16 protein-coding genes and 2 pseudogenes are annotated in these 23,395 nt (G+C 71.1%); 14 read left to right on the plus strand and 4 right to left on the minus strand.

Translation table 11 applies throughout. From position 1 onward, the window contains the following. Window positions 1-404: 404 nt before the first annotated feature. Window positions 405-806 carry a hypothetical protein gene (locus ACFPZI_RS10485; protein WP_381361264.1) on the minus strand — a complete coding sequence of 134 codons (402 nt, stop codon included), beginning with the start codon at window positions 804-806 and terminating at the stop codon, window positions 405-407. 839 nt (window positions 807-1,645) lie between these two features. On the opposite strand from ACFPZI_RS10485, the pseudogene ACFPZI_RS10490 reads away from it, so the two are divergent. Continuing rightward, window positions 1,646-2,299 (plus strand): annotated as a pseudogene (locus tag ACFPZI_RS10490) (tyrosine-type recombinase/integrase); the annotation flags it as partial. A gap of 20 nt (window positions 2,300-2,319) precedes the next feature. Here ACFPZI_RS10490 and ACFPZI_RS10495 read toward each other — a convergent pair. Continuing rightward, window positions 2,320-3,687 (minus strand): CAP domain-containing protein, encoded by a 1,368-nt coding sequence (locus ACFPZI_RS10495; protein ID WP_381361472.1) that lies wholly within the window; start codon window positions 3,685-3,687, stop codon window positions 2,320-2,322. A gap of 165 nt (window positions 3,688-3,852) precedes the next feature. Between ACFPZI_RS10495 and ACFPZI_RS10500 the strand changes: the two genes are divergently transcribed. The 5 genes and pseudogenes from ACFPZI_RS10500 (at window position 3,853) to ftsY (ending at window position 10,885) form a co-directional block, all read left to right on the plus strand. Next, complete coding sequence (locus ACFPZI_RS10500; protein WP_381361267.1) at window positions 3,853-4,134, plus strand: acylphosphatase; 282 nt, start codon at window positions 3,853-3,855, stop codon at window positions 4,132-4,134. 379 nt (window positions 4,135-4,513) lie between these two features. Further along, window positions 4,514-4,717: a hypothetical protein gene (locus ACFPZI_RS10505; RefSeq protein ID WP_004924871.1), complete on the plus strand. Its 204-nt coding sequence runs from the start codon at window positions 4,514-4,516 to the stop codon at window positions 4,715-4,717. Window positions 4,718-4,967: 250 nt separating this feature from the next. Further along, window positions 4,968-8,633 (plus strand): chromosome segregation protein SMC, encoded by a 3,666-nt coding sequence (gene smc / locus ACFPZI_RS10510; RefSeq protein ID WP_381361270.1) that lies wholly within the window; start codon window positions 4,968-4,970, stop codon window positions 8,631-8,633. Window positions 8,634-8,876: 243 nt separating this feature from the next. After that, a pseudogene (locus ACFPZI_RS10515) lies at window positions 8,877-9,170 on the plus strand (MFS transporter); the annotation flags it as partial. Window positions 9,171-9,685: 515 nt separating this feature from the next. Further along, entirely contained in the window at window positions 9,686-10,885 is a 1,200-nt protein-coding gene (ftsY, locus tag ACFPZI_RS10520; protein ID WP_381361272.1) for a signal recognition particle-docking protein FtsY, read from the plus strand. Window positions 10,886-11,036: 151 nt separating this feature from the next. Here the strand turns inward: ftsY and ACFPZI_RS10525 are convergent, their stop codons facing one another. Next, entirely contained in the window at window positions 11,037-11,702 is a 666-nt protein-coding gene (locus ACFPZI_RS10525) for a bifunctional DNA primase/polymerase (protein WP_381361275.1), read from the minus strand. A 447-nt stretch (window positions 11,703-12,149) separates the two neighbouring features. Between ACFPZI_RS10525 and nsdA the strand changes: the two genes are divergently transcribed. The 5 genes from nsdA (at window position 12,150) to ffh (ending at window position 20,109) form a co-directional block, all read left to right on the plus strand. Beyond that, window positions 12,150-13,643: a transcriptional repressor NsdA gene (gene nsdA / locus ACFPZI_RS10530; protein WP_381361277.1), complete on the plus strand. Its 1,494-nt coding sequence runs from the start codon at window positions 12,150-12,152 to the stop codon at window positions 13,641-13,643. A 465-nt stretch (window positions 13,644-14,108) separates the two neighbouring features. Then, window positions 14,109-15,449 (plus strand): ammonium transporter, encoded by a 1,341-nt coding sequence (locus tag ACFPZI_RS10535; protein ID WP_381361280.1) that lies wholly within the window; start codon window positions 14,109-14,111, stop codon window positions 15,447-15,449. After that, the gene (locus ACFPZI_RS10540; protein ID WP_381361283.1) at window positions 15,446-15,784 is read left to right on the plus strand and encodes a P-II family nitrogen regulator; all 339 of its coding nucleotides are present in this window, start codon (window positions 15,446-15,448) and stop codon (window positions 15,782-15,784) included. Before ACFPZI_RS10535 ends, ACFPZI_RS10540 begins: the two co-directional genes overlap by 4 nt. 28 nt (window positions 15,785-15,812) lie before the next feature. Next, on the plus strand, window positions 15,813-18,338 hold the full coding sequence (locus tag ACFPZI_RS10545; RefSeq protein ID WP_381361286.1) for a [protein-PII] uridylyltransferase: 2,526 nt from the start codon (window positions 15,813-15,815) through the stop codon (window positions 18,336-18,338). 220 nt (window positions 18,339-18,558) lie between these two features. Then, the gene (gene ffh / locus ACFPZI_RS10550; protein WP_381361287.1) at window positions 18,559-20,109 is read left to right on the plus strand and encodes a signal recognition particle protein; all 1,551 of its coding nucleotides are present in this window, start codon (window positions 18,559-18,561) and stop codon (window positions 20,107-20,109) included. A gap of 94 nt (window positions 20,110-20,203) precedes the next feature. Here the strand turns inward: ffh and ACFPZI_RS10555 are convergent, their stop codons facing one another. Continuing rightward, a complete protein-coding gene (locus ACFPZI_RS10555) occupies window positions 20,204-21,112 on the minus strand; it encodes a class I SAM-dependent methyltransferase (RefSeq protein WP_381361290.1) in 909 nt (302 codons plus the stop codon). Window positions 21,113-21,719: 607 nt separating this feature from the next. Here ACFPZI_RS10555 and ACFPZI_RS10560 point away from each other — a divergent pair. From ACFPZI_RS10560 to ACFPZI_RS10570, 3 genes are all read left to right on the plus strand, one after another. Next, window positions 21,720-22,322 carry a hypothetical protein gene (locus ACFPZI_RS10560; RefSeq protein ID WP_381361293.1) on the plus strand — a complete coding sequence of 201 codons (603 nt, stop codon included), beginning with the start codon at window positions 21,720-21,722 and terminating at the stop codon, window positions 22,320-22,322. Between the two features lie 336 nt (window positions 22,323-22,658). After that, window positions 22,659-23,078 carry a 30S ribosomal protein S16 gene (rpsP, locus tag ACFPZI_RS10565; protein ID WP_381361296.1) on the plus strand — a complete coding sequence of 140 codons (420 nt, stop codon included), beginning with the start codon at window positions 22,659-22,661 and terminating at the stop codon, window positions 23,076-23,078. Between the two features lie 2 nt (window positions 23,079-23,080). Next, window positions 23,081-23,320 (plus strand): RNA-binding protein, encoded by a 240-nt coding sequence (locus ACFPZI_RS10570; RefSeq protein ID WP_005479813.1) that lies wholly within the window; start codon window positions 23,081-23,083, stop codon window positions 23,318-23,320. The last annotated feature ends 75 nt before the right edge of the window (window positions 23,321-23,395 follow it).

Consider the following 23,395-nt stretch of genomic DNA (forward strand, 5'->3'; position numbering starts at 1 on the left):
GCGTACTGCTGTGAACCTCTGGTACGGGAACCTCTAGTAGCCGAAGAAGTGACGCGCCGGGTCTCCGACCTGCGGTCGCCTCACCGATCAACGCTGTGACCTGTGGCTGAGCCGTCAACGGTTGTCAGCGTTGGTCGCCGTTGAGCACCCCCGCACGGCCCAGAGACGGCCCGAGCAGGGGTGCTGTGGTGCGCGCCCCTCGATGCGAACTACGGGCGGGACGGTCGCTGAGGTCTGCCCGGCTGATCAGACGTTCGCCGGCAGATGATGTTGGTCGGCTGCAGTCGCGGCAGTTGCTGTACTTCACTGCTGTACAGCACCGGTCGACCACCAAAGAGGGCGCGGTGTGTGCGTACTCCGACTAGAGAGCCGTACAACGGCCACACACCGCGCTCCGAAGGTGCTCAGTCTCCGTAGTCTCCGTAGCCGCCGTAGCCGCCGTAGCCGCCGTAGCCGCCGTAGCCGCCGTAGCCGCCGTGGTCTCCGTAGCCGCCGCCGTAGCCGCCGTAGCCGCCGTAGCCGCCGTAGCCGCCGTGGCCGCCGTAGCCGCCGCCGTAGCCGCCGTAGCCGCCGTGGCCGCCGCCGTAGCCGCCGCCGTAGCCGCCGCCGTAGCCGCCGTGACCGCCATAGCCACCGCCGTAGCCGCCGTGACCGCCGCCGTAGCCGCCGTAGGAGCTCACGGAGGTCTGGGCGTGAGTCGGAGCGGCGGCAGCTGCGGTCCCCGCCGTACCGATCGCGGCACCAGCGGCCACGAGAACGCCGGCTGCGGAAACCGCAAAGAGGTGCTTCAGACGCTGCGCCTGCATGATTTATGCCTTCCCTCTGGTCGACTTGCGCGTTGTCGGACGCGCGATTGTCGGCCGCGGCCATAATGAAGATGCGCGGCGTGATCTTGAATTCGCCACGTGTCATGCGGGAATAGCTTCCCTGCCCGGCTCCGTAGTCCCGCAGTGCGGGGGTTTCACGAATGCGCGGAGGCCGCGGTCTTCAAGGATCCGCCGGAAGGGGCATACCGCCGGGTTCCGGCTCCTCCTGATATACGCTAGTCGCCCTTTGAGCAATCGCATCTTGGGCGGGCTGTCAACCGTTTGCCGCTTCGAGCGTGGCGGGTCCAGGTCGGCCCGGTGGTCCGCGATGACTGCGGAAGACCCGCCTGCCGCCCCGATTGCCCCAGCCTGCAAGATCGCGTAACCGGACTTGGGTTGACCTGGCGGTGGGCCCACCAGCGCCTTTCTGGCGCCCTCACCGGGGTTCCCCACTGTTTCCCCTCCGGAACCCGTCCGATCGGGCACGCAAGGGGTACGAGTGGCTGCCTGTGCGTGGCTATGGCGACGGGGTCGGCTTCCTGCGCCGGGTGAATCGACGGCAGGCTACCCAGAGGTTGATCAAGAACAGCACTGATCCGGCGATGGGGTCTGTACGGTCAACGGCTCTGTCTCACATGCGGTGGTGACAGAACGTCATCGCTGATGTGCCTGGTCCGAACTCCGAGGAGAGCAGTCGCAGACGCACCATCGAGCGGAACAGACACGGTGTCGACGGTCGCGTCACCCGTGCTGGTCTGGGAGTGTTACTGCCAGCCACGGCAACTGCTTACCGTCACCGCCACATGTGAGACAGAGCCGTTCGCTGTACAGACCCCATGGCAGTGCGAGCGGCCTTGCCGGAGAGCTACCAAGCTCTCGTGAACGTCGCCGCCGGATGCGGCCTGCGACAGGGGGAGGTCTTCGGCTTGGCCGTGGAAGACGTGGACTTCCTCGGCGGGGTTATGCACGTCGTCCGGCAGGTCAAGCTTCTGCAGAGGCATCGGCCGGTGTTCGCTCCACCCAAGGGAGGCGAGGAACGTGACGTGCCCTTGCCCGAGTCGGTGGCCTTCGCGTTGGCTGCGCACCTGAAAAGTCAACCGGCCGTAGAGGTCACCCTGCCGTGGAAAACACTCGACGGCCCTCCGGTCACGGCATCGCTGGTCTTCACCGGTTCCATGGGGCTGTCCCTCGATCGGAGCCGCTTCAACGATCGCGTGTGGCGGCCGGCACTTCGGGCTGCGGGCGTGGAGATCGGGCGGGACAACGGCATGCACGCGCTGAGGCACTTTTACGCCTCGGTGCTCCTGGACGCGGGGGAGAGCATCAAGGCTCTCAGCGCGTACCTGGGCCACCACGACCCCGGCTTCACGCTGCGCACGTACACGCACCTGATGCCGTCCAGTGAGACCCGGACCCGGGCCGCCGTCGATAACGTGTTCCAGGGTGATGACCCTACGGAAGACGGCCCGGAGACGGCCCAGGGCCCGGTCTAAGCCTCTGACCTGCGGTTATCTCAGTAGCCGAAGTTCTGGGTCCACCACGGGCCGCCGGAGTCGAAGTGCACGCCCACGCCCAGGGTCTTGAAGTCGCAGTTCAGGATATTCGCCTTGTGGCCGGGGCTGTCCATCCAGGCCTCCATCACGGACGCGGCGGTGGCCTGGCCGCGGGCGATGTTCTCCCCGCCGAGGTCGGATATCCCGGCCGCCGACGCCCGGTCCCACGGCGTGTCGCCGTCGGGGTCGGTGTGGTCGAAGAAGCCGCGGTCGGCCATGTCCTTGCTGAACGCCGTGGCCAGACCGGTCAGCGAGCTGTTCGCGGCCACCGGACTGCAGCCCACCTTGGCCCGCTCCTGGTTGACCAGCTGGAGCACCTGGGCTCCGGCGACGGCCTCCTCGGACACGGTCACCGGGCTGCTGGGCGTCTCCTTCTCCGGTTGCGGGGCGGTCCTGCGCTCCGGAGCCGTCGTCTTCTCCGACACCTCCTCGCTCGGTGTCGTCGACGGCTTCTCCTCCGCCGTTTCGGCCTCCGCGGGCGCCTTCTTCTCCGGCGTCTTCGTCGCCTTCTTGTCGGACGAGTCCGACGGCGAGGGCTTGGGGGAGGCGGCGCGTTCGGCGTCGCGGCTCGCGGGGTTGCCTGCGTCGCGGCTCGGGCTCTCGAGGCTGCCCGAGGTGCCGCCGAACTCGCCGGGCGTGTTGGTCGGGGTGCCCGCGGCCTCGACGCTGTCGGCGGGGGCGCTGTCGCCGCCCAGCTTGTAGTTCTCGAGACCGGGAACCACGCCCGTGGCCACCGCGACCGTGCCGAGGGCCATCGCGGCGGACACCCCGAGCAGGCCGGTGCGGACCGGGGTCGCGGCCTTCTTCTTCCGGCGTCGTCCGCCCGCGTGCCGGTCGCTCTCGCCGGGCGTGAAGCCGTTGTCCGGGGAACCGCCCTGCGGGAAGTCCTCGCGCCGGAGGCCGTCACTCGCGAACACGGCCGTGTCGGCGGCGGCCGTGTCCGCGGCGGCGGCCGTGTCCGCGGCGGCGGCCGTGTCCGCGGTCATGGAGCGGCCCGGGCCCGCGTCGAAGCCGCCGCTCTGGTGGCCGTTCCCCTGGTAACCGTTCTCCGGGTGGGCGCCTCCGGAGGAGCCGCCCTGCGTGAAGTTCCCCGCGTAGCCGTCCCCGGGAGCGTTCTCCATCGCGAAGAGGTAGGCCTCGCTCCGCGCGGACGTCTCGGCGTACGCCTCCGGGTTCAGATAGGGGGCGATGCCCATCGTCGGAGCGTCTTCGGCGTGAGCACCCAGCGGGCCGCGGCTTCCGTCGTACAGGTCGTCGTGCTGAGTGACCCCCGTGGCGGCGCGGCCCGTGGCGGCGCGGCCGGCGGCGGAGCGTCGGTGGCGTCCCATGTTCTGGCCTTCCTCGTTCTTGCGGTCGGTCGACTCGTCCTCGCGTTCAACACGAAACTCACACCATCGAGTGAGTTTCATATGAGATTCATTCGATCGGGACGGTACCGCATGCCGCCAGGGGAGGGAGTGCCCCGAGTGACATTGTCCGGTTAGGTTGCAGTCATGAGCGAGGATGTGCGACTGGTTGCCTGGGTGCGAGGACGCGTCCAAGGTGTGGGTTTCCGCTGGTTCACGCGGGCCAAGGCGCTGGAGATCGGCGGCCTGAGTGGCTTTGCTCTCAATGTGGCGGACGGACGCGTCCAGGTGGTCGCGGAGGGTTCCCGCGAGCGCTGCGACGGACTGCTCGACTGGCTCCAGGACGGCGACACGCCCGGGCATGTGGACGGTGTCACCGAGATCTGGGACACACCCCGTGGCGGATACGACGGCTTCGCCATCCGCTGAGCCCGCCGCCCCCGGAGGGCCTCCGGGGGGCCGGGTGGCCGGCGCGGCCGGCTCTCCGAAGCGGAAAAGTCCTGGTGATCGCCAAGGCCCGCGAGGTCGTGGGAAGCTCCCCCGCACCGACGGCCGCCGCGCCGAGAGCGCCCGCGGGAATCGCGGCGCAGCCGCCCGGCGGCCGTGTGCGCCGGGTCGTCGGCCGATACGGCGTGTGATCGTGTTGACCGTCAAACTTTTTGGTGAGACGCTGAAAGTCCCCGCGCACCTTAGCTGTTTGGCATGGCTGAACGGCAGTACAACTCCAGGTCTGCCAGGCATCGCGGGTGCTCATCCCTCACGACCCACACCGCACAGGTCGGTCACGCATTGTGGAGGACCATCCATCATGGCAAAGGCGCTTCTCGGTTACGTCGGCGGCTCCGACCCGCGACTCCTCGCCGAGATGCGACGGCTCCAGCAGCGCGTCCAGGACCTGGAATCCGAACTCGTACGGATCCAGGCGGAGAACGACGAGCTTGCGGCTGCCGCTTCTCACGACAGGATCATGGAGAGCGTTGACGCACACCAGGCGGAGCCTGCGCTGACCTGATCACTGCACCGCTCCACCGCGGCGCAGCAGTGGTCGGTCCGCCCGTCAGCACCGCCACGTTGTCAGAGGTGCAAGGGACGCCCCGGCGTCCCTTCTTTCTTTCCTCCGCACCCCCGCGCCGCCCGGATCCCCAAGTTCCTTGCTCCGTGCATCCTTTCACCGTCTTTAACATTTGGTTTGCCCTGCGCGTTCATCCGCGAAACCGACGGTTCATGGAGTGGGACATCCCGGACGGGTAAAGTCCGGCGGCGTGCACCTCAAGGCCCTGACCCTCCGCGGCTTCAAGTCGTTCGCGTCGGCGACCACGCTCCGATTCGAACCGGGGATCACGTGCGTCGTCGGTCCGAACGGCTCGGGCAAGTCCAATGTCGTGGACGCGCTCAGCTGGGTCATGGGCGAGCAGGGCGCCAAGTCACTGCGCGGCGGCAAGATGGAGGACGTCATCTTCGCCGGCACCACGGGCCGCCCGCCGCTCGGCCGGGCCGAGGTGTCCCTGACCATCGACAACGCCGACGGGGTCCTGCCCATCGAGTACGCCGAGGTCACCATCACGCGGATCATGTTCCGCAACGGCGGCAGCGAGTACCAGATCAACGGCGACACCTGCCGCCTCCTCGACATCCAGGAACTGCTCTCCGACTCCGGCATCGGCCGTGAAATGCACGTCATCGTCGGCCAGGGCCAGCTGGACTCCGTCCTGCACGCCGACCCGATGGGCCGCCGCGCCTTCATCGAGGAGGCCGCGGGCGTCCTCAAGCACCGCAAGCGCAAGGAGAAGGCGCTGCGCAAGCTGGACGCGATGCAGGCCAACCTCGCGCGCGTGCAGGACCTCACCGACGAACTGCGGCGCCAGCTCAAGCCCCTCGGTCGCCAGGCGGCGGTCGCCCGGAGGGCCGCCGTCATCCAGGCCGACCTGCGCGACGTCCGCCTGCGCCTCCTCGCCGACGACCTCGTGCGCCTGCGCGAGGCCCTCACGGCGGAGAACGCCGACGACGCCGCCCTCAAGGAGCGCAAGGACACCGCCGAGCGGGAACTGCGCAAGGCCCTCCAGCGCGAGACGGTCCTCGAGGACGAGGTCCGCCGCCTCACCCCGCGTCTGCAAAACGCCCAGCAGACCTGGTACGAGCTGTCCCAGCTCGCCGAGCGGGTCCGCGGCACCATCTCGCTCGCCGACGCGCGCGTGAAGAGCGCCACCTCCGCACCCCCCGAGGAGCGCCGCGGACGCGACCCCGAGGACCTGGAGCGCGAGGCCGCCCGCGTCCGCGAACAGGAGGCCGAGCTGGAGGCCGCCCTCGAAGCCGCCGAACGTGCCCTGGAGGACACGGTCGCCCACCGCGCCGAGCTGGAACGCGAACTCGCCCAGGAAGAACGGCGCTTGAAGGACGCCGCGCGTGCCATCGCCGACCGGCGGGAGGAACTCGCCCGCCTCACCGGTAAGGTCGGCGCCGCCCGCTCGCGCGCCGCGGCGGCCCAGGCCGAGATCGAGCGCCTGGCGGCCGCCCGCGACGAGGCCCGGGAACGGGCCGCCGCCGCCCAGGAGGAGTACGAGACCCTGCGGGCCGAGGTCGACGGCCTCGACGCCGGCGACGCGGAACTCGCCGGACAGCACAACAAGGCCAAGCAGCGGCTCGCCCAGGCCGAGGCCGCCCTCACCGCCGCCCGCGAGGCGGCCACCGCCGCCGAACGCGAGCGCGCGGCGACCCGGGCCCGCCACGAGGCCCTCGCCCTGGGTCTGCGCCGCAAGGACGGCACCGGCGCGCTGCTCGCGGCCCAGGACCGGCTCACCGGACTGCTCGGGCCCGCCGCCGAACTGCTGACCGTCACCCCCGGCCACGAGGCCGCCCTCGCCGCCGCCTTCGGGGCCGCCGCCGACGCCCTCGCCGTGACCAGCCCCTCCGCCGCCGCCGAGGCGATCCGCCTGCTGCGCACACAGGACGCGGGCCGCGCCGCCCTGCTCCTCGCCACCGCCCCGGACACCTCGCATGCCGGGGTGCACGACGGCCCGCACGAGCAGCGAGCCGACGGTTCGTACGGGGCACACGAGCCGTACGGGGCACACGAGCCGCTCACCGACGTACTCGACGCGCAGTGCGCCGCCGATCTGGTGCGCGGGCCCGCCGAGCTGCTGCCCGCCGTGCGCCGGCTGCTGCGCGGGATCGTCGTCGTCGGCACCCTGGAGGACGCCGAGGAGCTGCTGTACATGCGGCCCGAGCTGACCGCCGTGACCGCCGAGGGCGACCTGCTGGGCGCGCACTTCGCGCACGGCGGCTCGGCGGGCGCCCCGAGCCTGCTGGAGGTGCAGGCATCCGTGGACGAGGCCGCCGCCGAGCTGGAGGAGCTTGCCGTGCGGTGCGAGGAGCTGACCCGGGCACAGCACACGGCGACCGGGGACCGCGGCCGGTGCGCCGCCCTCGTCGAGGAACTGGGGGAGCGGCGCCGGGCGGCCGACCGGGAGAAGTCCTCCGTCGCCCAGCAGCTCGGCCGGCTCGCCGGGCAGGCCCGCGGGGCCGCCGGGGAGGCTGAGCGGTCCGCCGCCGCCGCGGCCCGGTCGCAGGAGGCCCTCGGCAAGGCGCTCGGCGACGTGGAGGAACTCGCCGAACGGCTCGCCGTCGCCGAGGAACTGCCGTTCGACGAGGAGCCCGACACCTCCGTGCGCGACCGGCTCGCCGCCGACGGGGCCAACGCCCGACAGACCGAGATGGAGGCCCGCCTCCAGGTGCGGACGCACGAGGAGCGCGTCAAAGGACTCGCCGGGCGGGCCGACTCCCTGGACCGGGCCGCCCGTACGGAACGCGAGGCACGCGCGCGTGCCGAGCAGCGGCGGGCCCGACTGCGGCACGAGGCGGCCGTCGCCGAGGCCGTCGCCGCCGGCGCCCGGCACCTGCTCGCACACGTCGAGGTGTCCCTCGCGCGTGCCGACGAGGAGCGCGCCGCCGCCGAGGCCGCGAAGGCCCACCGCGAGCAGGAACTCGCCCGCGCGCGGACCGAGGGACGCGATCTCAAGGCAGAACTCGACAAGTTGACGGATTCAGTTCACCGGGGCGAGGTACTCGGCGCCGAGAAGCGGCTGCGGATGGAGCAGCTGGAGGCCAAGGCGCTGGAGGAACTGGGTGTCGAACCGGGGGGACTGGTGGCGGAGTACGGCCCGCACCAACCGGTGCCGCCCTCGCCCTCCGCCGAGGGTGAGCGGCTGCCGGACGCCGAGTCCGACAGCGACTCCGCCGCGGGGTCGCACCCGCGCAACAGGCCCCGCCCCTTCGTGCGGGCCGAGCAGGAGAAGCGCCTGAAGACCGCCGAGCGCGCGTACCACCAGCTCGGCAAGGTGAACCCGCTCGCCCTGGAGGAGTTCGCCGCGCTGGAGGAACGCCACCAGTTCCTCGGCGAGCAGCTGGAGGACCTGAAGAAGACCCGCGCGGATCTGTTCCAGGTCGTCAAGGAGGTCGACGAGCGCGTCGAGCAGGTCTTCAGCGAAGCCTACTGGGACACGGCCAGGGAGTTCGAGGGAGTCTTCTCCCGGCTGTTCCCCGGCGGCGAGGGGCGGCTGGTGCTGACCGACTCCGACAACATGCTCACCACGGGCGTGGACGTCGAGGCGCGTCCGCCGGGCAAGAAGGTCAAGCGGCTGTCGCTGCTCTCGGGCGGCGAGCGGTCGCTGACCGCCGTGGCGCTGCTGGTGTCGATCTTCAAGGCGCGGCCGAGCCCGTTCTACGTCATGGACGAGGTCGAGGCCGCTCTCGACGACACCAACCTCCAGCGGCTCATCCGGATCATGCAGGAGCTGCAGGAGGCCTCGCAGCTGATCGTGATCACGCACCAGAAGCGCACCATGGAGGTCGCCGACGCGCTCTACGGCGTCTCCATGCAGGGCGACGGCGTGTCCAAGGTCATCAGCCAGCGCCTTCGCCAGGCGACCTGACGAGCCCTCAGTCTTCTCCGGCTTTGGCTTCACGTTGCGAATCCGAGCTCACGCGTATCTGGATTCATCCTGTGAATCCGTGACCATTTCGCGACCCATCCCCAATTTCGACTTCAGGACTTGAAGACATAGTCTCAGCGGCATCGCATTTACCTTCAGGTACCTTCAGGTGAACATCGAAGGGCTGACACCCACCCGGCGCCGATGCCGGTGGCCCGAGGAGTTACGAACACCGCCCACTTCGCGGCGGCGGCCGCCCGCGTGTTCGTCCTCTCCTTCGCCCTGTCGTGGGGTGTGGTCGTCTGGGTCATGCTCGGCGAGATGTTCCCCGACCGGATCCGCGCCGCCGCCCTGGGCGTGGCAGCCGCCGCGCAGTGGATCGCCAACTGGGCCATCACCGCGAGCTTCCCGTCGCCGGCCGACTGGAACCTGTCGGTGACCTACGTGATCTACACCGTGTTCGCCGCGCTCTCCATCCCGTTCGTCCTGAAGTCCGTCAAGGAGACGAAGGGCAAGGCCCTGGAGGAAATGGGCTGACCGCGGCCGCAAGGCCGGTGCCGACGGGCCCCCTCAGGGCCGGTCCGTCCCATGAACCGAGGAGAAGGGTTCAAGTCCCCGCTGCCCCTCTCCTCGTACCCCCGCCGCCCCGCTCCGGACCCGTCCGGGCCGGGGCGGCGGTGTGCCGTGCCCCGGCTCCGCACATTCCTCGGGCGTGGGAATCCGGTACCGCCCTTTGCGCGCGGCTCCTCCACCGTCGTGGCCGCCGAACGCACCGCCGACCACACCGCTGAGCGGATCCCGGCCGCTCCCGGCCGACTGCCGCCACGGCGGTCTGCGCGGCCGGTCGCAGCGGGTCGTACAGCCGGTCGCAGCGGGTCGTACAGCGGACCGCCGAGCTCGTCGGGGGAGGCGTCCGGAGCAGCCGGACGGAAACGTACGACCGTGACGGGCATGACCTCGTCCCCCTTCACCCTGCACCGGGCGGCACGGACCGCGTCATGCGGGCCGCCATCAGCACGACCGGGGTGCCCATGGCTGATACTGGGGCTGTTATGGACATCGTCATCCTTGCTGTAGTCATCGCCGTGATCGTGGTCGGCGCGCTCGGCGGGCTCATCGTCGGCAGCCGCCGCAAGAAGCAGTTGCCCCCGCCGCCGCCCACCGCCCCCGACATCACCGCCCCCCCGGCCGAGCCGCACGTCGGCGACGAGGCCGAGACGCCGCGGGAGGAACCGCGGCGCACCGTAGAGGAGGTTGATCTTCCGGACGGCTCCGCCCCGGTCGTCATCGAGGAGCCGCCCACCGAGGCGCCCGCGATCGAGATCCCGGAGCCCACCGCCGGCCGGCTCGTCCGGCTGCGCGCCCGTCTCTCCCGCTCGCAGAACGCGCTCGGCAAGGGCCTGCTCACGCTGCTGTCCCGCGAGCACCTCGACGAGGACACCTGGGAGGAGATCGAGGACACGCTGCTCACCTCCGACATCGGTGTGCAGCCCACCCAGGAGCTGGTCGATCGGCTGCGCGAGCGCGTGAAGGTGCTCGGCACACGCACCCCCACGGAGCTGCGCGGACTGCTCCGCGAGGAACTGGTCGCCCTGGTCGACCCCAGCATGGACCGCACCGTGCGCACCGGGAACGAGACCGGTGGGCCGGGCATCGTGATGGTCGTCGGGGTCAACGGCACCGGCAAGACCACCACCACCGGCAAGCTCGCCCGGGTGCTGGTCGCGGACGGCAACACCGTTGTCCTCGGCGCCGCCGACACCTTCCGTGCCGCCGCCGCCGACCAGCTCGAGACCTGGGGCGAGCGGGTCGGCGCCCACACCGTGCGCGGCCCGGAGGCCGGCGACCCGGCCTCCGTCGCGTTCGACGCGGTCAAGGAGGGCAAGGAGATGGCCGCGGACGTCGTGCTCATCGACACCGCCGGCCGGCTGCACACCAAGACCGGCCTCATGGACGAGCTCGGCAAGGTCAAGCGGGTCGTGGAGAAGCACGCCCCGCTGGACGAGGTGCTGCTCGTGCTCGACGCCACCACCGGCCAGAACGGCCTGGTCCAGGCCCGGGTCTTCGCCGAGGTCGTCAACATCACCGGCATCGTGCTCACCAAGCTCGACGGCACGGCCAAGGGCGGCATCGTGGTCGCCGTCCAGCGCGAACTGGGCGTCCCGGTCAAGCTGATCGGTCTCGGCGAGGGCGCGGACGACCTGGCGCCGTTCGAGCCGGACGCGTTCGTGGACGCGCTCATCGGGGAGTGAGACCCCGGGGCGGCCGGCCGGACCGGACCGCCACGGAAAAGCGAAGAAGCGCCCGCTTCCGGAACCCGGAAACGGGCGCTTCGCCGTTCACCACCACAGAGCCCGGTCACCGCTACCGGAGCCGGCCGGTACGCCGGTGCCCCTGCGACGCCTATGCCTGCGACCGGTGCACCACATACGCCAGCGTGCCCAGCACCAGGCGGGCCTCCGGCGGCCGGGGCGCCGAGTCGAGGGCGGGGGAGCGCAGCCAGCGCACCGGGCCGCGACCGCCCCGGTCGGACGACGGAGCCGTGATGTGCGTACCGGGGCCCAGGCCGCGCAGGTCGAGGGCGGCCGGGTCGTCCCAGCCCATGCGGTAGAGCAGCTCGGGCAGCGCGGCGGCGGCCCCGGGGGCGACGAAGAACTGGGCGCGGCCGTCAGGGGTGGCGGCGACGGGGCCGACGGGCAGTCCCATGCGCTCGAGCCGGGCCAGCGCGCGGCACCCGGCGGGCTCGGCCACCTCGATCACGTCGAACGCCCGTCCGACCGGCAGCATCATCGCGGCACCCGGATACTCGGCCCAGATCTCCGACACGTCGTCCAGCGGGGACCCGGCGGGGATCTCCGGCGCGAAATCCAGCGGATGCGCACCCGGTGCCCGGCATCCCGTCCGGCCGCAGGAGCAGGTACCGGCGGCGGCGCGGGCGCCCGGCACCACATCCCAGCCCCACAGTCCGGTGTACTCCGCCACGGCGGTGCCCTCCGACCCGCGGCCCCGGCGGCGCGAGCCGGACCGGATGTCACGGATGCCCCGGCTGATACCGATCGTGAAGCCCATGCCCCCTCCAACGGGTCCGACGTACCGGTGGTTACGCAGTGGGCGCGACGCGTGACTCTCTGTTCTCGACTTCCCCGTGCGGCCCTGCTCGGTCGGCGCTTCGAAGCGCCGTGGGTGGTGCGCACGATGGCGCGCGCCCCCGTGTGCGTCACCGCATCCATTCTTGGCTGTCCTGTGTCAAGTGAAGCGTGGGACGGCCACGGTGAGTTCATCCGATGGGGTGGCGAATGGTGGCGATTACGGGTTCGCCATGGCTGGACGGGTGATCGTGGGACTACGTTGTGTGCACGGTTTCTCGGGGCACATGCGCCGAACGGGTATGCCGGAGGCAACTCGGCTTTCCGTTCGAAGGGTGGGAACCGCCGGACGGCGGCCCCGACAATCGGCATTCTGATAGGGCTTGGCGCACTCAGCGGCACGTGGTTTTCAGGAAATGGGGGCGTTCCAGTGAGCGGCAACGGCGGTGGCGGGACGAACGCTGCGAGTACTCAGAAGCGTCCGAACGAGCTGCTCGCCTCGTGGTTCATCCGCAGCGGCTGGTCCAAGGGCGAGCTCGCCCGCCAGGTCAACCGCAGGGCCCGCCGGCTGGGCGCCGGCCACATCTCCACCGACACCTCGCGGGTGCGCCGCTGGCTGGACGGCGAGAATCCGCGCGAGCCCATCCCCCGGATCCTCTCCGAGCTGTTCTCCGAGCGCTTCGGCGTCGTCGTGTCCGTCGAGGACCTGGGCCTGCGCACCACCCGGCCCTCGCCCTCCGCGACCGGCGTCGACCTGCCCTGGACGGGCCCGCAGACCGTGGCCCTGCTCAGCGAGTTCTCGCGCAGCGACCTGATGCTCGCGCGGCGCGGCTTCCTCGGGAGCTCGCTGGCCCTTTCCGCGGGCCCGTCCCTCATCGAGCCCATGCAGCGCTGGCTCGTCCCCTCGCCGTCCGCCGCGCGGTCCCGCCCGGAGCCCGAGCCGGCCTCCGTCGGCCGTGCGCGCGGCCGGCTGTCCCAGCCGGAGCTGGACCTGCTGGAGACCACCACCGTGATGTTCCGGCAGTGGGACGCCCAGTGCGGCGGCGGCCTGCGCCGCAAGGCGGTCGTCGGGCAGCTGCACGAGGTGACGGACCTGCTCCAGGACCCCCAGCCCGACCCGATCCGGCGGCGCCTGTTCAAGGTCGCCGCCGAGCTCGCCGAACTGGCCGGCTGGATGTCGTACGACGTCGGGCTGCAGCCCACCGCGCAGAAGTACCACGTCCTCGCCCTGCACGCGGCGAAGGAGGCCGGGGACCGGCCGCTCGGCTCGTACATCCTGTCGAATCTGAGCCGGCAGATGATCCACCTCGGCCGGCCCGAGGACGCCCTGGAGCTCATCCATCTCGCGCAGTACGGCAGCCGTGACTGCGCGAGCCCCCGCACCCAGTCGATGCTGTATGCGATGGAGGCCCGCGCCTACGCCAACATGGGCCAGCCCGGCCGGTGCAAGCGCGCGGTCAGAATGGCCGAGGACACCTTCGCCGAGGCCGACGAGTGGGACGAGCCGGACCCCGACTGGATCCGCTTCTTCTCCGAGGCCGAGCTGTACGGCGAGAACTCCCACTCCTTCCGCGACCTCGCCTACGTGGCGGGCCGCAGTCCCACCTACGCCGCGCTCGCCGAGCCGTTGATGCGGCGGGCCGTGGAGCTGTTCGCCGCGGAGGCGGACCGGCACCAGCGGTCGTACGCCCTCAACCTGATCGGCATGGCCACCGTGCATCTGCTCCAGCGCGAGCCCGAGCAGGGAGCGGTTCTCACCACCGACGCCATCAAGGCGGCCAAGAAGGTCCGCTCCGAGCGTGTCAACACTCGTATCCGAAAGACGGTCGACACGGCCGTCCGCGACTTCGGCGACCGGGCCGAGGTCGTCGACCTCACCGAGCGGCTCGCCATCGAACTGCCGGAGACCGCCGAAGCGGTCTGACGCCAGGAAAGACCCCGGAAAGACCCCGGAAGAACCTCGGAGATCTTCAGGAATCCCGGGGAGATCCGGGAAAACCCCAAGCCCCGGCCGCGGCCGGTCCTCCCGAACTGCCCGACTCGGCTCCCCCATGCCAGGTCATCGGAAGGCCCGCCGCGGTCGGCTTTCTGTTTTTTGCGCCTGAACCGGCGCCGCTCTCGCGGATCTGGGTGCTCGCCGTCGTGGTTCCTCCATTGATGGCTGCGGTGCCATGTGATGAAGATTGCGCCACGACAACGATCGACGCGCCCCGCATCCGGCAGTTCATCGACGCGTAACACGCTGGGTGCCTTCGTCACGGCGGCGAAACAGCGAGGGGCTTCCACCGAAACGGCGCTGCGCGAATCTCTTGGCGCAGGACCGGCCCACCCCTCACGACCCGCTCAGGCTTCGCCCGCACGGGGCCGTACCAATGACGAGGAGACGCCGATGGCACCAGCCGTCACCCTTGCCGCGGAAGCGCCCACGCTCTCTGCCGCCAACACAGGGTTCATGCTCATCTGTACCGCTCTGGTGATGCTCATGACGCCAGGCCTGGCCTTCTTCTACGGAGGCATGGTCCGGGTCAAGAGCACCCTGAACATGCTGATGATGAGCTTCATCAGTCTGGGAATCGTCACCATTCTGTGGGTGCTGTACGGCTTCTCCATGGCGTTCGGCACCGACTCCGGCGGCGTCGTCGGCTGGAACTCCGCCTGGGTCGGGCTGAGCAACATCGGCCTGACCGAGCTGTGGGGCGGCTACACCATCCCCGTCTTCGTCTTCCTGGTCTTCCAGCTGATGTTCGCCGTCCTCACCCCCGCCCTGATCAGCGGCGCGCTCGCGGACCGCGTGAAGTTCACCGCGTGGGCGCTGTTCATCGCGCTGTGGGCCACCATCGTCTACTTCCCGGTCGCCCACTGGGTCTGGGGCGCCGGCGGCTGGGCCTTCGAACTGGGCGTCATCGACTTCGCCGGCGGGACGGCCGTCCACATCAACGCCGGTGCCGCCGCGCTCGGTGTGATCCTGGTGATCGGCAAGCGGGTCGGCTTCAAGAAGGACCCGATGCGCCCGCACAGCCTGCCGCTGGTCATGCTCGGCGCCGCGCTGCTGTGGTTCGGCTGGTTCGGCTTCAACGCAGGTTCCTGGCTCGGCAACAACGACGGCGTCGGCGCGCTGATGTTCGTCAACACCCAGATCGCCGCCGCCGCCGCCCTCCTCGGCTGGCTCGCCTACGAGAAGATCCGCCACGGCGCGTTCACCACGCTCGGCGCCGCTTCCGGCGCGGTCGCGGGCCTGGTCGCCATCACCCCGGCCGGCGGCGCGGTCACCCCGCTCGGCGCGATCGCCGTCGGCGCCATCGCCGGTGTGCTGTGCGCCATGGCCGTCGGCCTGAAGTACAAGTTCGGCTACGACGACTCCCTGGACGTCGTCGGCGTCCACCTCGGCGGCGGCATCATCGGCTCCCTCCTCATCGGCTTCTTCGCCAGCGGCAAGGGCCAGTCCGACGTCGCGGGCCTCTTCTACGGCGGCGGCCTCGACCAGTTCTGGAAGCAGTGCGCCGGTGTCTTCGGTGTCCTCGCCTACTCCCTGGTCGTCTCCGCGCTCCTCGCCTTCCTCCTCGACAAGACGATCGGTATGCGAGTCTCCGAGGACGACGAGGTGACCGGCATCGACCAGGCCGAGCACGCCGAGACCGCATACGACCACAGCGGTGCCGGTGGCGGCGCCGCCCGCAGCACCGCCACGGCGCCCGCAGCCCAGGCCGAGAGCAAGAAGGTGGACGCATGAAGCTCATCACCGCCGTCGTCAAGCCGCACCGGCTCGACGAGATCAAGGAGGCCCTGCAGGCCTTCGGGGTACACGGCCTGACGGTCACCGAGGCCAGCGGCTACGGCCGCCAGCGCGGCCACACCGAGGTCTACCGCGGTGCCGAGTACACCGTCGACCTGGTCCCCAAGATCCGCATCGAGGTGCTGGTCGAGGACGCCGACGCCGAGCAGCTGATCGATGTCGTCGTCAAGGCGGCCCGCACCGGCAAGATCGGTGACGGCAAGGTCTGGTCGATCCCGGTCGACACGGCCGTACGGGTCCGGACCGGCGAGCGCGGCCCGGAAGCGCTCTGAGACAGACCGACGGAACAGGAGTCGCCGGGTGACGAGCACCGACACGCACGACGAGGCACAGAACTCGGGACCCAGCGGCTACGCGGCGGCCCGGCTGCGCCTCCTCACCGAGGAGGCACGGTCCGGGCCGCCGCGCCGTGCCGCCCTCGCCCGGCTCACGGACGACTGGCTCACCGGACTGTTCGCCGCGGGCACCGAACAGCTGCGCGGGGCCTCCCTGATCGCGGTCGGCGGCTACGGGCGCGGCGAACTGTCCCCGCGCAGCGACCTCGACCTGCTCCTGCTGCACGACGGCAGCGACCCCGGGGCCGTCGCCGCCCTCGCCGACCGGCTCTGGTACCCCGTGTGGGACCTGGGCATCGCCCTCGACCACTCCGTACGCACCCTGGCCGGGGCCCGCCGCACCGCCGGCGAGGACCTCAAGGCCCAGCTGGGCCTCCTGGACGCCCGGCACATCGCCGGGGACCTCGGACTCACCGCCGCCCTGCGCACCGCCGTCCTGGCCGACTGGCGCAACCAGGCACCGAAACGCCTCCCCGAACTCCAGGAGCTCTGCGCCGAACGCGCCGAACGGCAGGGCGAGCTGCAGTACCTCCTGGAACCCGACCTCAAGGAGGCCCGCGGCGGGCTGCGCGACGCCACCGTGCTGCGCGCCGTCGCCGCCTCCTGGCTCGCCGACGCCCCGCGCGAGGGACTCGCCGACGCCCGCCGCCGGCTCCTCGACGTACGGGACGCGCTGCACCTGACGACCGGCCGCGTCACCGACCGGCTCGCGCTCCAGGAACAGGACCAGGTCGCCGCCGAACTCGGCCTGCTCGACGCCGACACCCTGCTGCGCCAGGTGTACGAGGCCGCCCGGGCCATCGCGTACGCCGGCGACGTCACCTGGCGCGAAGTCGGCCGCGTGCTGCGCTCCCGGGCCATGCGGCCGCGACTGCGCAAACTTGCAAGGGAGCGAAGCGACTTCCTCAGAAGGGCGGTGGCGGGCGACGGGAGGGCGCTGGGCGGCGGAAAGCCGAGCGCCGAGCGCTCGCCGCTGGCCGAGGGCGTCGTCGAGCAGGACGGCGAGGCGGTCCTCGCCCGTGCCGCCCGCCCCGAACGCGACCCCGTGCTCCCGCTGCGTGCCGCGGCCGCCGCCGCACAGGCGGGACTCCCGCTGTCGCTCCACGCCGTCCGGCGCCTCGCCGCCACCGTGCGCCCGCTGCCCAGCCCCTGGCCCGCCGAGGCCCGCGAACAGCTGGTGACCCTGCTGGGCGCCGGCCGCCCCACCGTCGACGTCTGGGAAGCACTGGAGGCGGCAGGCCTGATCACGCGGCTGCTGCCGGACTGGGAGCGGGTCCGCTGCCGCCCGCAGCGCAACGCCGTGCACCTGTGGACCGTCGACCGGCACCTCATCGAGACGGCGGTCCACGCCTCCGCCTTCACCCGGCGCGTACACCGCCCCGACCTGCTCCTGGTCGCCGCGCTGCTGCACGACATCGGCAAGGGCCGGCCCGGCGACCACTCCGTGGCCGGCGAGACCATCGTCCGGGACATGGCCGCGCGGATCGGCTTCGACCGCGCCGACGCGGGCGTCCTCGCCACCCTCGTACGCCACCACCTGCTGCTCGTCGAGACTGCCACCCGCCGCGACCTCGACGACCCGGCCACGGTGCGCGCGGTCGCCGACGCCGTCGGCACCCAGGGCACCCTGGAGCTGCTGAACGCCCTGACCGAGGCGGACGCACTGGCCACCGGACCGGCCGCCTGGTCGGCCTGGCGCGCCTCACTCGTCGCCGACCTGGTCACACGCGTCTCGGCGGTGCTGGCCGGGGACCCGCTGGAGGAACCCGAGGCCGCCGAGCCCACCGCCGAGCAGGAACGGCTCGCCCTCGAGGCGCTCGCCACCGGCGGCCCGGCGCTGTCCCTGCGTGCCCAGACCGAACCGCCGACCGGGCCCCCGACCGGGCAGGCGGACACCCCGCAGCCGACCGGCGAACCGGAACCCCTCGGCGTGGAGCTGCTGATCGCCATACCCGACCAGGCGGGCGTGCTCCCCGCGGTCGCCGGTGTGCTGGCCCTGCACCGACTGACCGTCCGCACCGCCGAACTGCGCACCCTCGAACTGCTGGAGGGCGTCGAGGGATCCGTCCTGCTGCTCGACTGGCGGGTCGCCGCCGAGTACGGCTCGCTGCCCCAGGCCGCCCGCCTGCGCGCCGACCTCGTCCGCGCCCTGGACGGCACCCTGAACATCGCCGGCCGTCTCGCCGAACGCGACGCCGCCTATCCGCGCCGCCGGGGCGTGGTCCCGCCCCCGGCCCGGGTGACAGTCGCCCCGGCCACGTCCCGGCTGGCCACGGTGATCGAGGTCCGGGCACAGGACGCACCGGGGCTGCTGTTCCGGATCGGGCGGGCGCTGGAGGACGCGGAGGTGCGGGTGCGCAGCGCGCACGTGAGCACCCTGGGCGCGAACGTTGTCGACGGTTTCTACGTCACCGGCCCGGAGGGCGCGCCGTTGCCGGGTGAAGAGGCGGCGGCGCTCGCGGGGAAGCTGGAGGAGACCTTGCGGGCGTGACCTTTCAGTCATGTCATGCGTTCACCGGATGTGCTCCCCGCTGATGCGGGGGTGATCCGGCGACCGACAACCGTTCGGAGAGAGTGTCCAGCTGCTCCCCGCCGACGCGGGGGTCCGCCCCCGACCACTGACTGCAGCGGGCGGGGGCGATTTGCTTGCCGGGCCGGATACCCTGGAGGGCAGCCCAGTTCCGCCCCCGACCTCGAGGACCGACGCCACCGTGTTCGATACCCTCTCCGACCGCCTCAGCGCGACTTTCAAAAACCTCCGCGGCAAAGGCAGGTTGTCCGAGGCGGACATCGACGCCACGGCCCGCGAGATCCGTATCGCCCTCCTCGAAGCGGACGTGGCCCTGCCCGTCGTCCGGGCGTTCATCAAGAGCGTCAAGGAGCGGGCGCTCAGCGCCGAGGTCTCCAAGGCCCTCAACCCCGCACAACAGTTCGTCAAGATCGTCAATGACGAACTGACCTCCATCCTCGGCGGCGAGACCCGTCGCCTGCGGTTCGCCAAGCAGCCGCCGACCGTGATCATGCTGGCCGGTCTGCAGGGTGCGGGTAAGACCACCCTCGCGGGCAAGCTCGGCCACTGGCTCAAGGAGCAGGGCCACTCGCCGCTCCTGGTCGCCTGTGACCTCCAGCGCCCCAACGCCGTCAACCAGCTCAGCGTCGTCGCCGAGCGCGCCGGCGTCGCCGTCTACGCGCCCGAGCCGGGCAACGGCGTGGGCGACCCGGTCAAGGTCGCCAAGGACTCCATCGAGTTCGCCAAGTCCAAGGTCCACGACATCGTCATCGTGGACACCGCCGGACGCCTGGGCATCGACCAGGAGATGATGCGGCAGGCCGCGGACATCAGGGACGTGGTCTCGCCCGACGAGATCCTGTTCGTCGTCGACGCGATGATCGGCCAGGACGCCGTCAACACCGCCGAGGCCTTCCGCGACGGCGTCGGCTTCGACGGCGTGGTGCTCTCCAAGCTCGACGGTGACGCCCGCGGTGGTGCGGCCCTGTCGATCGCCTCGGTGACCGGCAAGCCGATCATGTTCGCGTCGAACGGTGAGAAGCTCGACGAGTTCGACGCCTTCCACCCCGACCGGATGGCCTCCCGCATCCTCGACATGGGTGACCTGCTCACCCTGATCGAGCAGGCGGAGAAGACGTTCAGCCAGGACGAGGCCGAGAAGATGGCCTCCAAGCTGGCGTCGAAGAAGGGCCAGGACTTCACCCTGGACGACTTCCTGGCTCAGATGGAGCAGGTCAGGAAGATGGGCAGCATCTCGAAGCTGCTCGGCATGCTGCCCGGCATGGGACAGATCAAGGACCAGATCAACAACCTCGACGAGCGGGACGTCGACCGCACGGCCGCGATCATCAAGTCGATGACCCCGGCCGAGCGCCAGGACGCGACGATCATCAACGGCTCGCGCCGCGCCCGTATCGCCAAGGGCTCCGGCGTCGAGGTCAGCGCGGTGAAGAACCTTGTCGAGCGCTTCTTCGAGGCCCGCAAGATGATGTCCCGCATGGCCCAGGGCGGCGGCATGCCGGGGATGCCCGGGATGCCGGGCATGGGTGGCGGTCCCGGCCGGACGAAGAAGAAGCAGAAGCAGGCCAAGGGCAAGCAGCGCTCCGGCAACCCCATGAAGCGCAAGCAGCAGGAGGAGGAGGCCGTCCAGCGCCGCGCCGCCGCGGTCGAGGGGGACAACGCCTTCGGGCTGCCGCAGCAGGGCAGCCAGGACTTCGAGCTGCCGGACGAGTTCAAGAAGTTCATGGGCTGATCGCTTTGGGGCCGGCGGCCCTTCCCACGTCACGGGGGCACCTCTTCGGCAAGAGGTGCCCCCGTGGCGTAGGTGCGCAGTGTCCTCGACGGTGTCAGGGGGTCCGGGCGATCAGATACCGGAAGACGTTCGGCATCCACACCGTCCCGTCCCGCCGTTCGTACGGATGCAGCGCCTCGGCGATTTCCTTGTCCACCTGGATCCGGTCCGTCGCCGTGATCGCCGGGTCGAACAGTCCCGTCGACAGCAGGCCCCGTACGGCGCTGTCCACGTCGGCGTATCCGAAGGGGCAGGTCACCCGTCCCGAGCCGTCCGGCCCGAGGCCCGCCCGCCGGGCGACGTCCTCCAGGTCGTCACGGTGCGCGGGGCGCCAGGTTCCCGTGCCGCGCAGCGGCTCCGCCTGCCTGGTGGTCACCCGGAGCACGGACGCCGTGGCGCAGCGCTCCGGCGGACCCCAGCCGGTGAGCACCACGGCCGCTCCGTGGCCGGCGAGCGGAACCGCCTCGGCGAGCTGTTCGCTCAGCCCGTCCGCGTCCCCCGTGAGGCATCCGATGGGTTCGAAGGCGGTCACCACGGTGTACGCGGGGCTGTCCCCGTCGGCCGTGTCCGTACCGGAAGTCGTCGTGTCCGCCGTGTCCGCTGTGCCCCGGCGGACCATGTCCCCGGGGGAGCCGTCCACGATCCGGGCGTCCGTACGCGCGTGTGCGTCCCGTCCGGAGGGCAGCAGCCGCTCGCGCGCGAGGGCCAGCAGGTCCGACGAGGTGTCGACACCGGTGACCGCGGCGCCTAGGGAGGCCGCCATCAGCAGGGCGAGTCCGGAACCGCAGTCGAGGCCGAGCAGCCGCGTCCCGGACCCCACGTCCAATCGCTCGTAGACGGCCTCGTAGAGCGGCACGAGCATCCTCTCCTGTATCTCGGACCAGTCACGCGCGCGTGCCTGCCGGTCCACGCGAGGGCCGTGGCCTGTGCGAGGAAGGTGCTGCCGCACGAGCGTAGGTGTCATAGGTGAGCGCCCCAATCAGCCGAGAGTTGCCGCGCCGCCCATCGCCTCGCCCCCGCGCGGCGCGCTCGCACTACCCCCGTCATGCCAGGAAACTCCGCCCTCGACCCGGCGTCCAGTGGAGCGGGGCGGTGGCTTGGGAGTCGCTCGTGCCAGTGGCAAGAATTCACATTCCGGTAATCCGGGGGAGACGGGATGGTTCTGGCCAAGGTCCACAAACCGGTGATCACGGACGGGTCCGGGACAGGCGGCAGGGGCGGCGGACGGGCCGATGCCGGGTGTCGGCGGCGGACGGGGTAACGTCGTGACCGTGACACGCGCCCGCGGAGCCGGGGCCGGTCCGGGGTCGCTCCGTCGCGAGAGCGGCCGAAACGCCCCTTGCGCATTCTTGGGTCACGGGAGCACCGGCGCGCGGACACCGCGTACACGCCGGGCCGGGGGGCCGTGTACGTCAGCCTACGCACCACCTTGAGGTGAGCTGTGAGGCTTCTCCGCAGATCAGCGCACCCGCCCTCGGCGGGACGCATGAGCGCATACTGACGGGTAAGGGCAAATTATTTGGGATGCCCCGGAATCGGAACACAGAGGCACCCCGGCTCGTTGTCATTACGTGAGCACGACACAGACACCACCTGTACTCGCCGCAGAACTGGCGCAGGCGTGGGCCGATATTCAGCGGTACCACCCCGAGCTGCCCGATCTTGCCGCGCCCGAGTCCCTGATCGGGGAGTCGTCGTCCGCGTGCGGTCACGAGCTCTCCTTCGAGCGACTGCTGCACGAGGCAGTCCATGGCATCGCCGCCGCACGCGGCGTACGCGACACTTCCCGAGCCGGCCGCTACCACAACCGCAGATTCCTCGCGATCGCCGAGGAGTTGGGCCTGGACCACCCCGACGAGCCGCATCCCAGCAGCGGCTTCTCGCTGGTCTCCCTCACCCCGGAGGCGAAGCGCCGCTACCGTCCGACAGCCGAGCGCCTTCAGCGCGCCCTGAAGGCACACTCCGTCGCGACCGCGGGCGACACCGCCCGCAGCTTCCGCGGTCCGGCGGCGCGACATGGCTCGTCCGGCGGTGGTGTGCGGGTCAAGGCCGTCTGCGACTGCGGCCGCAATGTGCGGGTCGTCCCGTCGGTCCTGGCGCAGGCCCCCATCGTCTGCGGCGGCTGCGGCAAGCCGTTCCGGATTCCCGAGGGGGTGGCCGCGGCCGCGAGCTGACAGCAATCCGGCATCTCGTGGGTGCCGGACGCACGTCAGACGCGCGGATGCCGTCCACGCCCGCGCATCCGTGACAGTCGTGCCGCCTCGCCGGCACCCGGCACCCGGCACGGTCTCCGTCGCGCCGGGTGCCGGCGAGGCGTACCCCGGTGCGGCCTGCCGCACCCGCGGTCCCCGGCGTCCCGCGGGGTGTGGCAGAATGGCTAGCTGTACTCGACGGCCGCACAGGAACCCTCTCTCCTCCGGCTGACGCGTCCATCGGGCATTCGGGTACCGCAACCCCACGCGGCCGTCTCGCGTGCCCAACCACGTCAAAATCCAGGAGAACCCACTCCCGTGGCAGTCAAGATCAAGCTGAAGCGTCTGGGCAAGATCCGTTCGCCTCACTACCGCATCGTCGTCGCCGACTCCCGTACCCGCCGTGACGGCCGGGCCATCGAGGAGATCGGCAAGTACCACCCGACGTATCACCCGTCGGTGATCGAGGTCGACGGTGAGCGTGTGGCGTACTGGCTCGGCGTCGGCGCCCAGCCGACCGAGCCCGTGCTCGCCATCCTGAAGAAGACCGGCGACTGGCAGAAGTACAAGGGCGAGCCCGCCCCGGCTCCGCTGCTCCAGCAGGCCGAGAAGGCCGGCCGCCCGTTGTTCGAGGCGCTTGGCGGCGAGGACGAGGGCAAGGGTGAGGCCATCACCCAGAAGAAGAAGACTGAGAAGAAGGACGAGGCCCCGGCCGAGTCCGCGTCGACCGAGGCCTGAGCATGCTCGAGGAGGCTCTCGAGCACCTCGTGAAGGGCATCGTCGACAATCCTGACGATGTGCAGGTCGCCTCGCGCGACCTGCGTCGCGGGCGTGTGCTCGAGGTCCGGGTCCACCCGGACGACCTCGGCAAGGTGATCGGCCGCAACGGCCGCACCGCACGCGCCCTGCGCACCGTCGTGGGCGCCATCGGCGGCCGCGGTGTCCGTGTCGACCTCGTCGACGTGGACCACGTCCGCTGACGCTCAGCGCAACCGGCTCGGGCCGGGGAGGGCCTCCGGGCCGTCCCCGGCCCGTCGTCGTACGACAGGAGATCA

The organism is Streptomyces chlorus (assembly GCF_042655885.1).
GTDB classification, from domain to species: domain Bacteria; phylum Actinomycetota; class Actinomycetes; order Streptomycetales; family Streptomycetaceae; genus Streptomyces; species Streptomyces chlorus.

What these genes read in the sequence shown, in the direction of transcription:
- ACFPZI_RS10485 (WP_381361264.1), bottom strand. Translation starts at nt 806, where the DNA reads ATGCAGGCGCAGCGTCTGAAGCACCTCTTTGCGGTTTCCGCAGCCGGC.
- ACFPZI_RS10570 (WP_005479813.1), top strand. Translation starts at nt 23,081, where the DNA reads ATGCTCGAGGAGGCTCTCGAGCACCTCGTGAAGGGCATCGTCGACAAT.
- ACFPZI_RS10505 (WP_004924871.1), top strand. Translation starts at nt 4,514, where the DNA reads ATGGCAAAGGCGCTTCTCGGTTACGTCGGCGGCTCCGACCCGCGACTC.
- ACFPZI_RS10500 (WP_381361267.1), top strand. Translation starts at nt 3,853, where the DNA reads ATGAGCGAGGATGTGCGACTGGTTGCCTGGGTGCGAGGACGCGTCCAA.
- ACFPZI_RS10540 (WP_381361283.1), top strand. Translation starts at nt 15,446, where the DNA reads ATGAAGCTCATCACCGCCGTCGTCAAGCCGCACCGGCTCGACGAGATC.
- ACFPZI_RS10555 (WP_381361290.1), bottom strand. Translation starts at nt 21,112, where the DNA reads ATGACACCTACGCTCGTGCGGCAGCACCTTCCTCGCACAGGCCACGGC.
- ACFPZI_RS10525 (WP_381361275.1), bottom strand. Translation starts at nt 11,702, where the DNA reads ATGGGCTTCACGATCGGTATCAGCCGGGGCATCCGTGACATCCGGTCC.
- ACFPZI_RS10495 (WP_381361472.1), bottom strand. Translation starts at nt 3,687, where the DNA reads ATGGGACGCCACCGACGCTCCGCCGCCGGCCGCGCCGCCACGGGCCGC.
- ftsY (WP_381361272.1), top strand. Translation starts at nt 9,686, where the DNA reads ATGGACATCGTCATCCTTGCTGTAGTCATCGCCGTGATCGTGGTCGGC.
- ACFPZI_RS10535 (WP_381361280.1), top strand. Translation starts at nt 14,109, where the DNA reads ATGGCACCAGCCGTCACCCTTGCCGCGGAAGCGCCCACGCTCTCTGCC.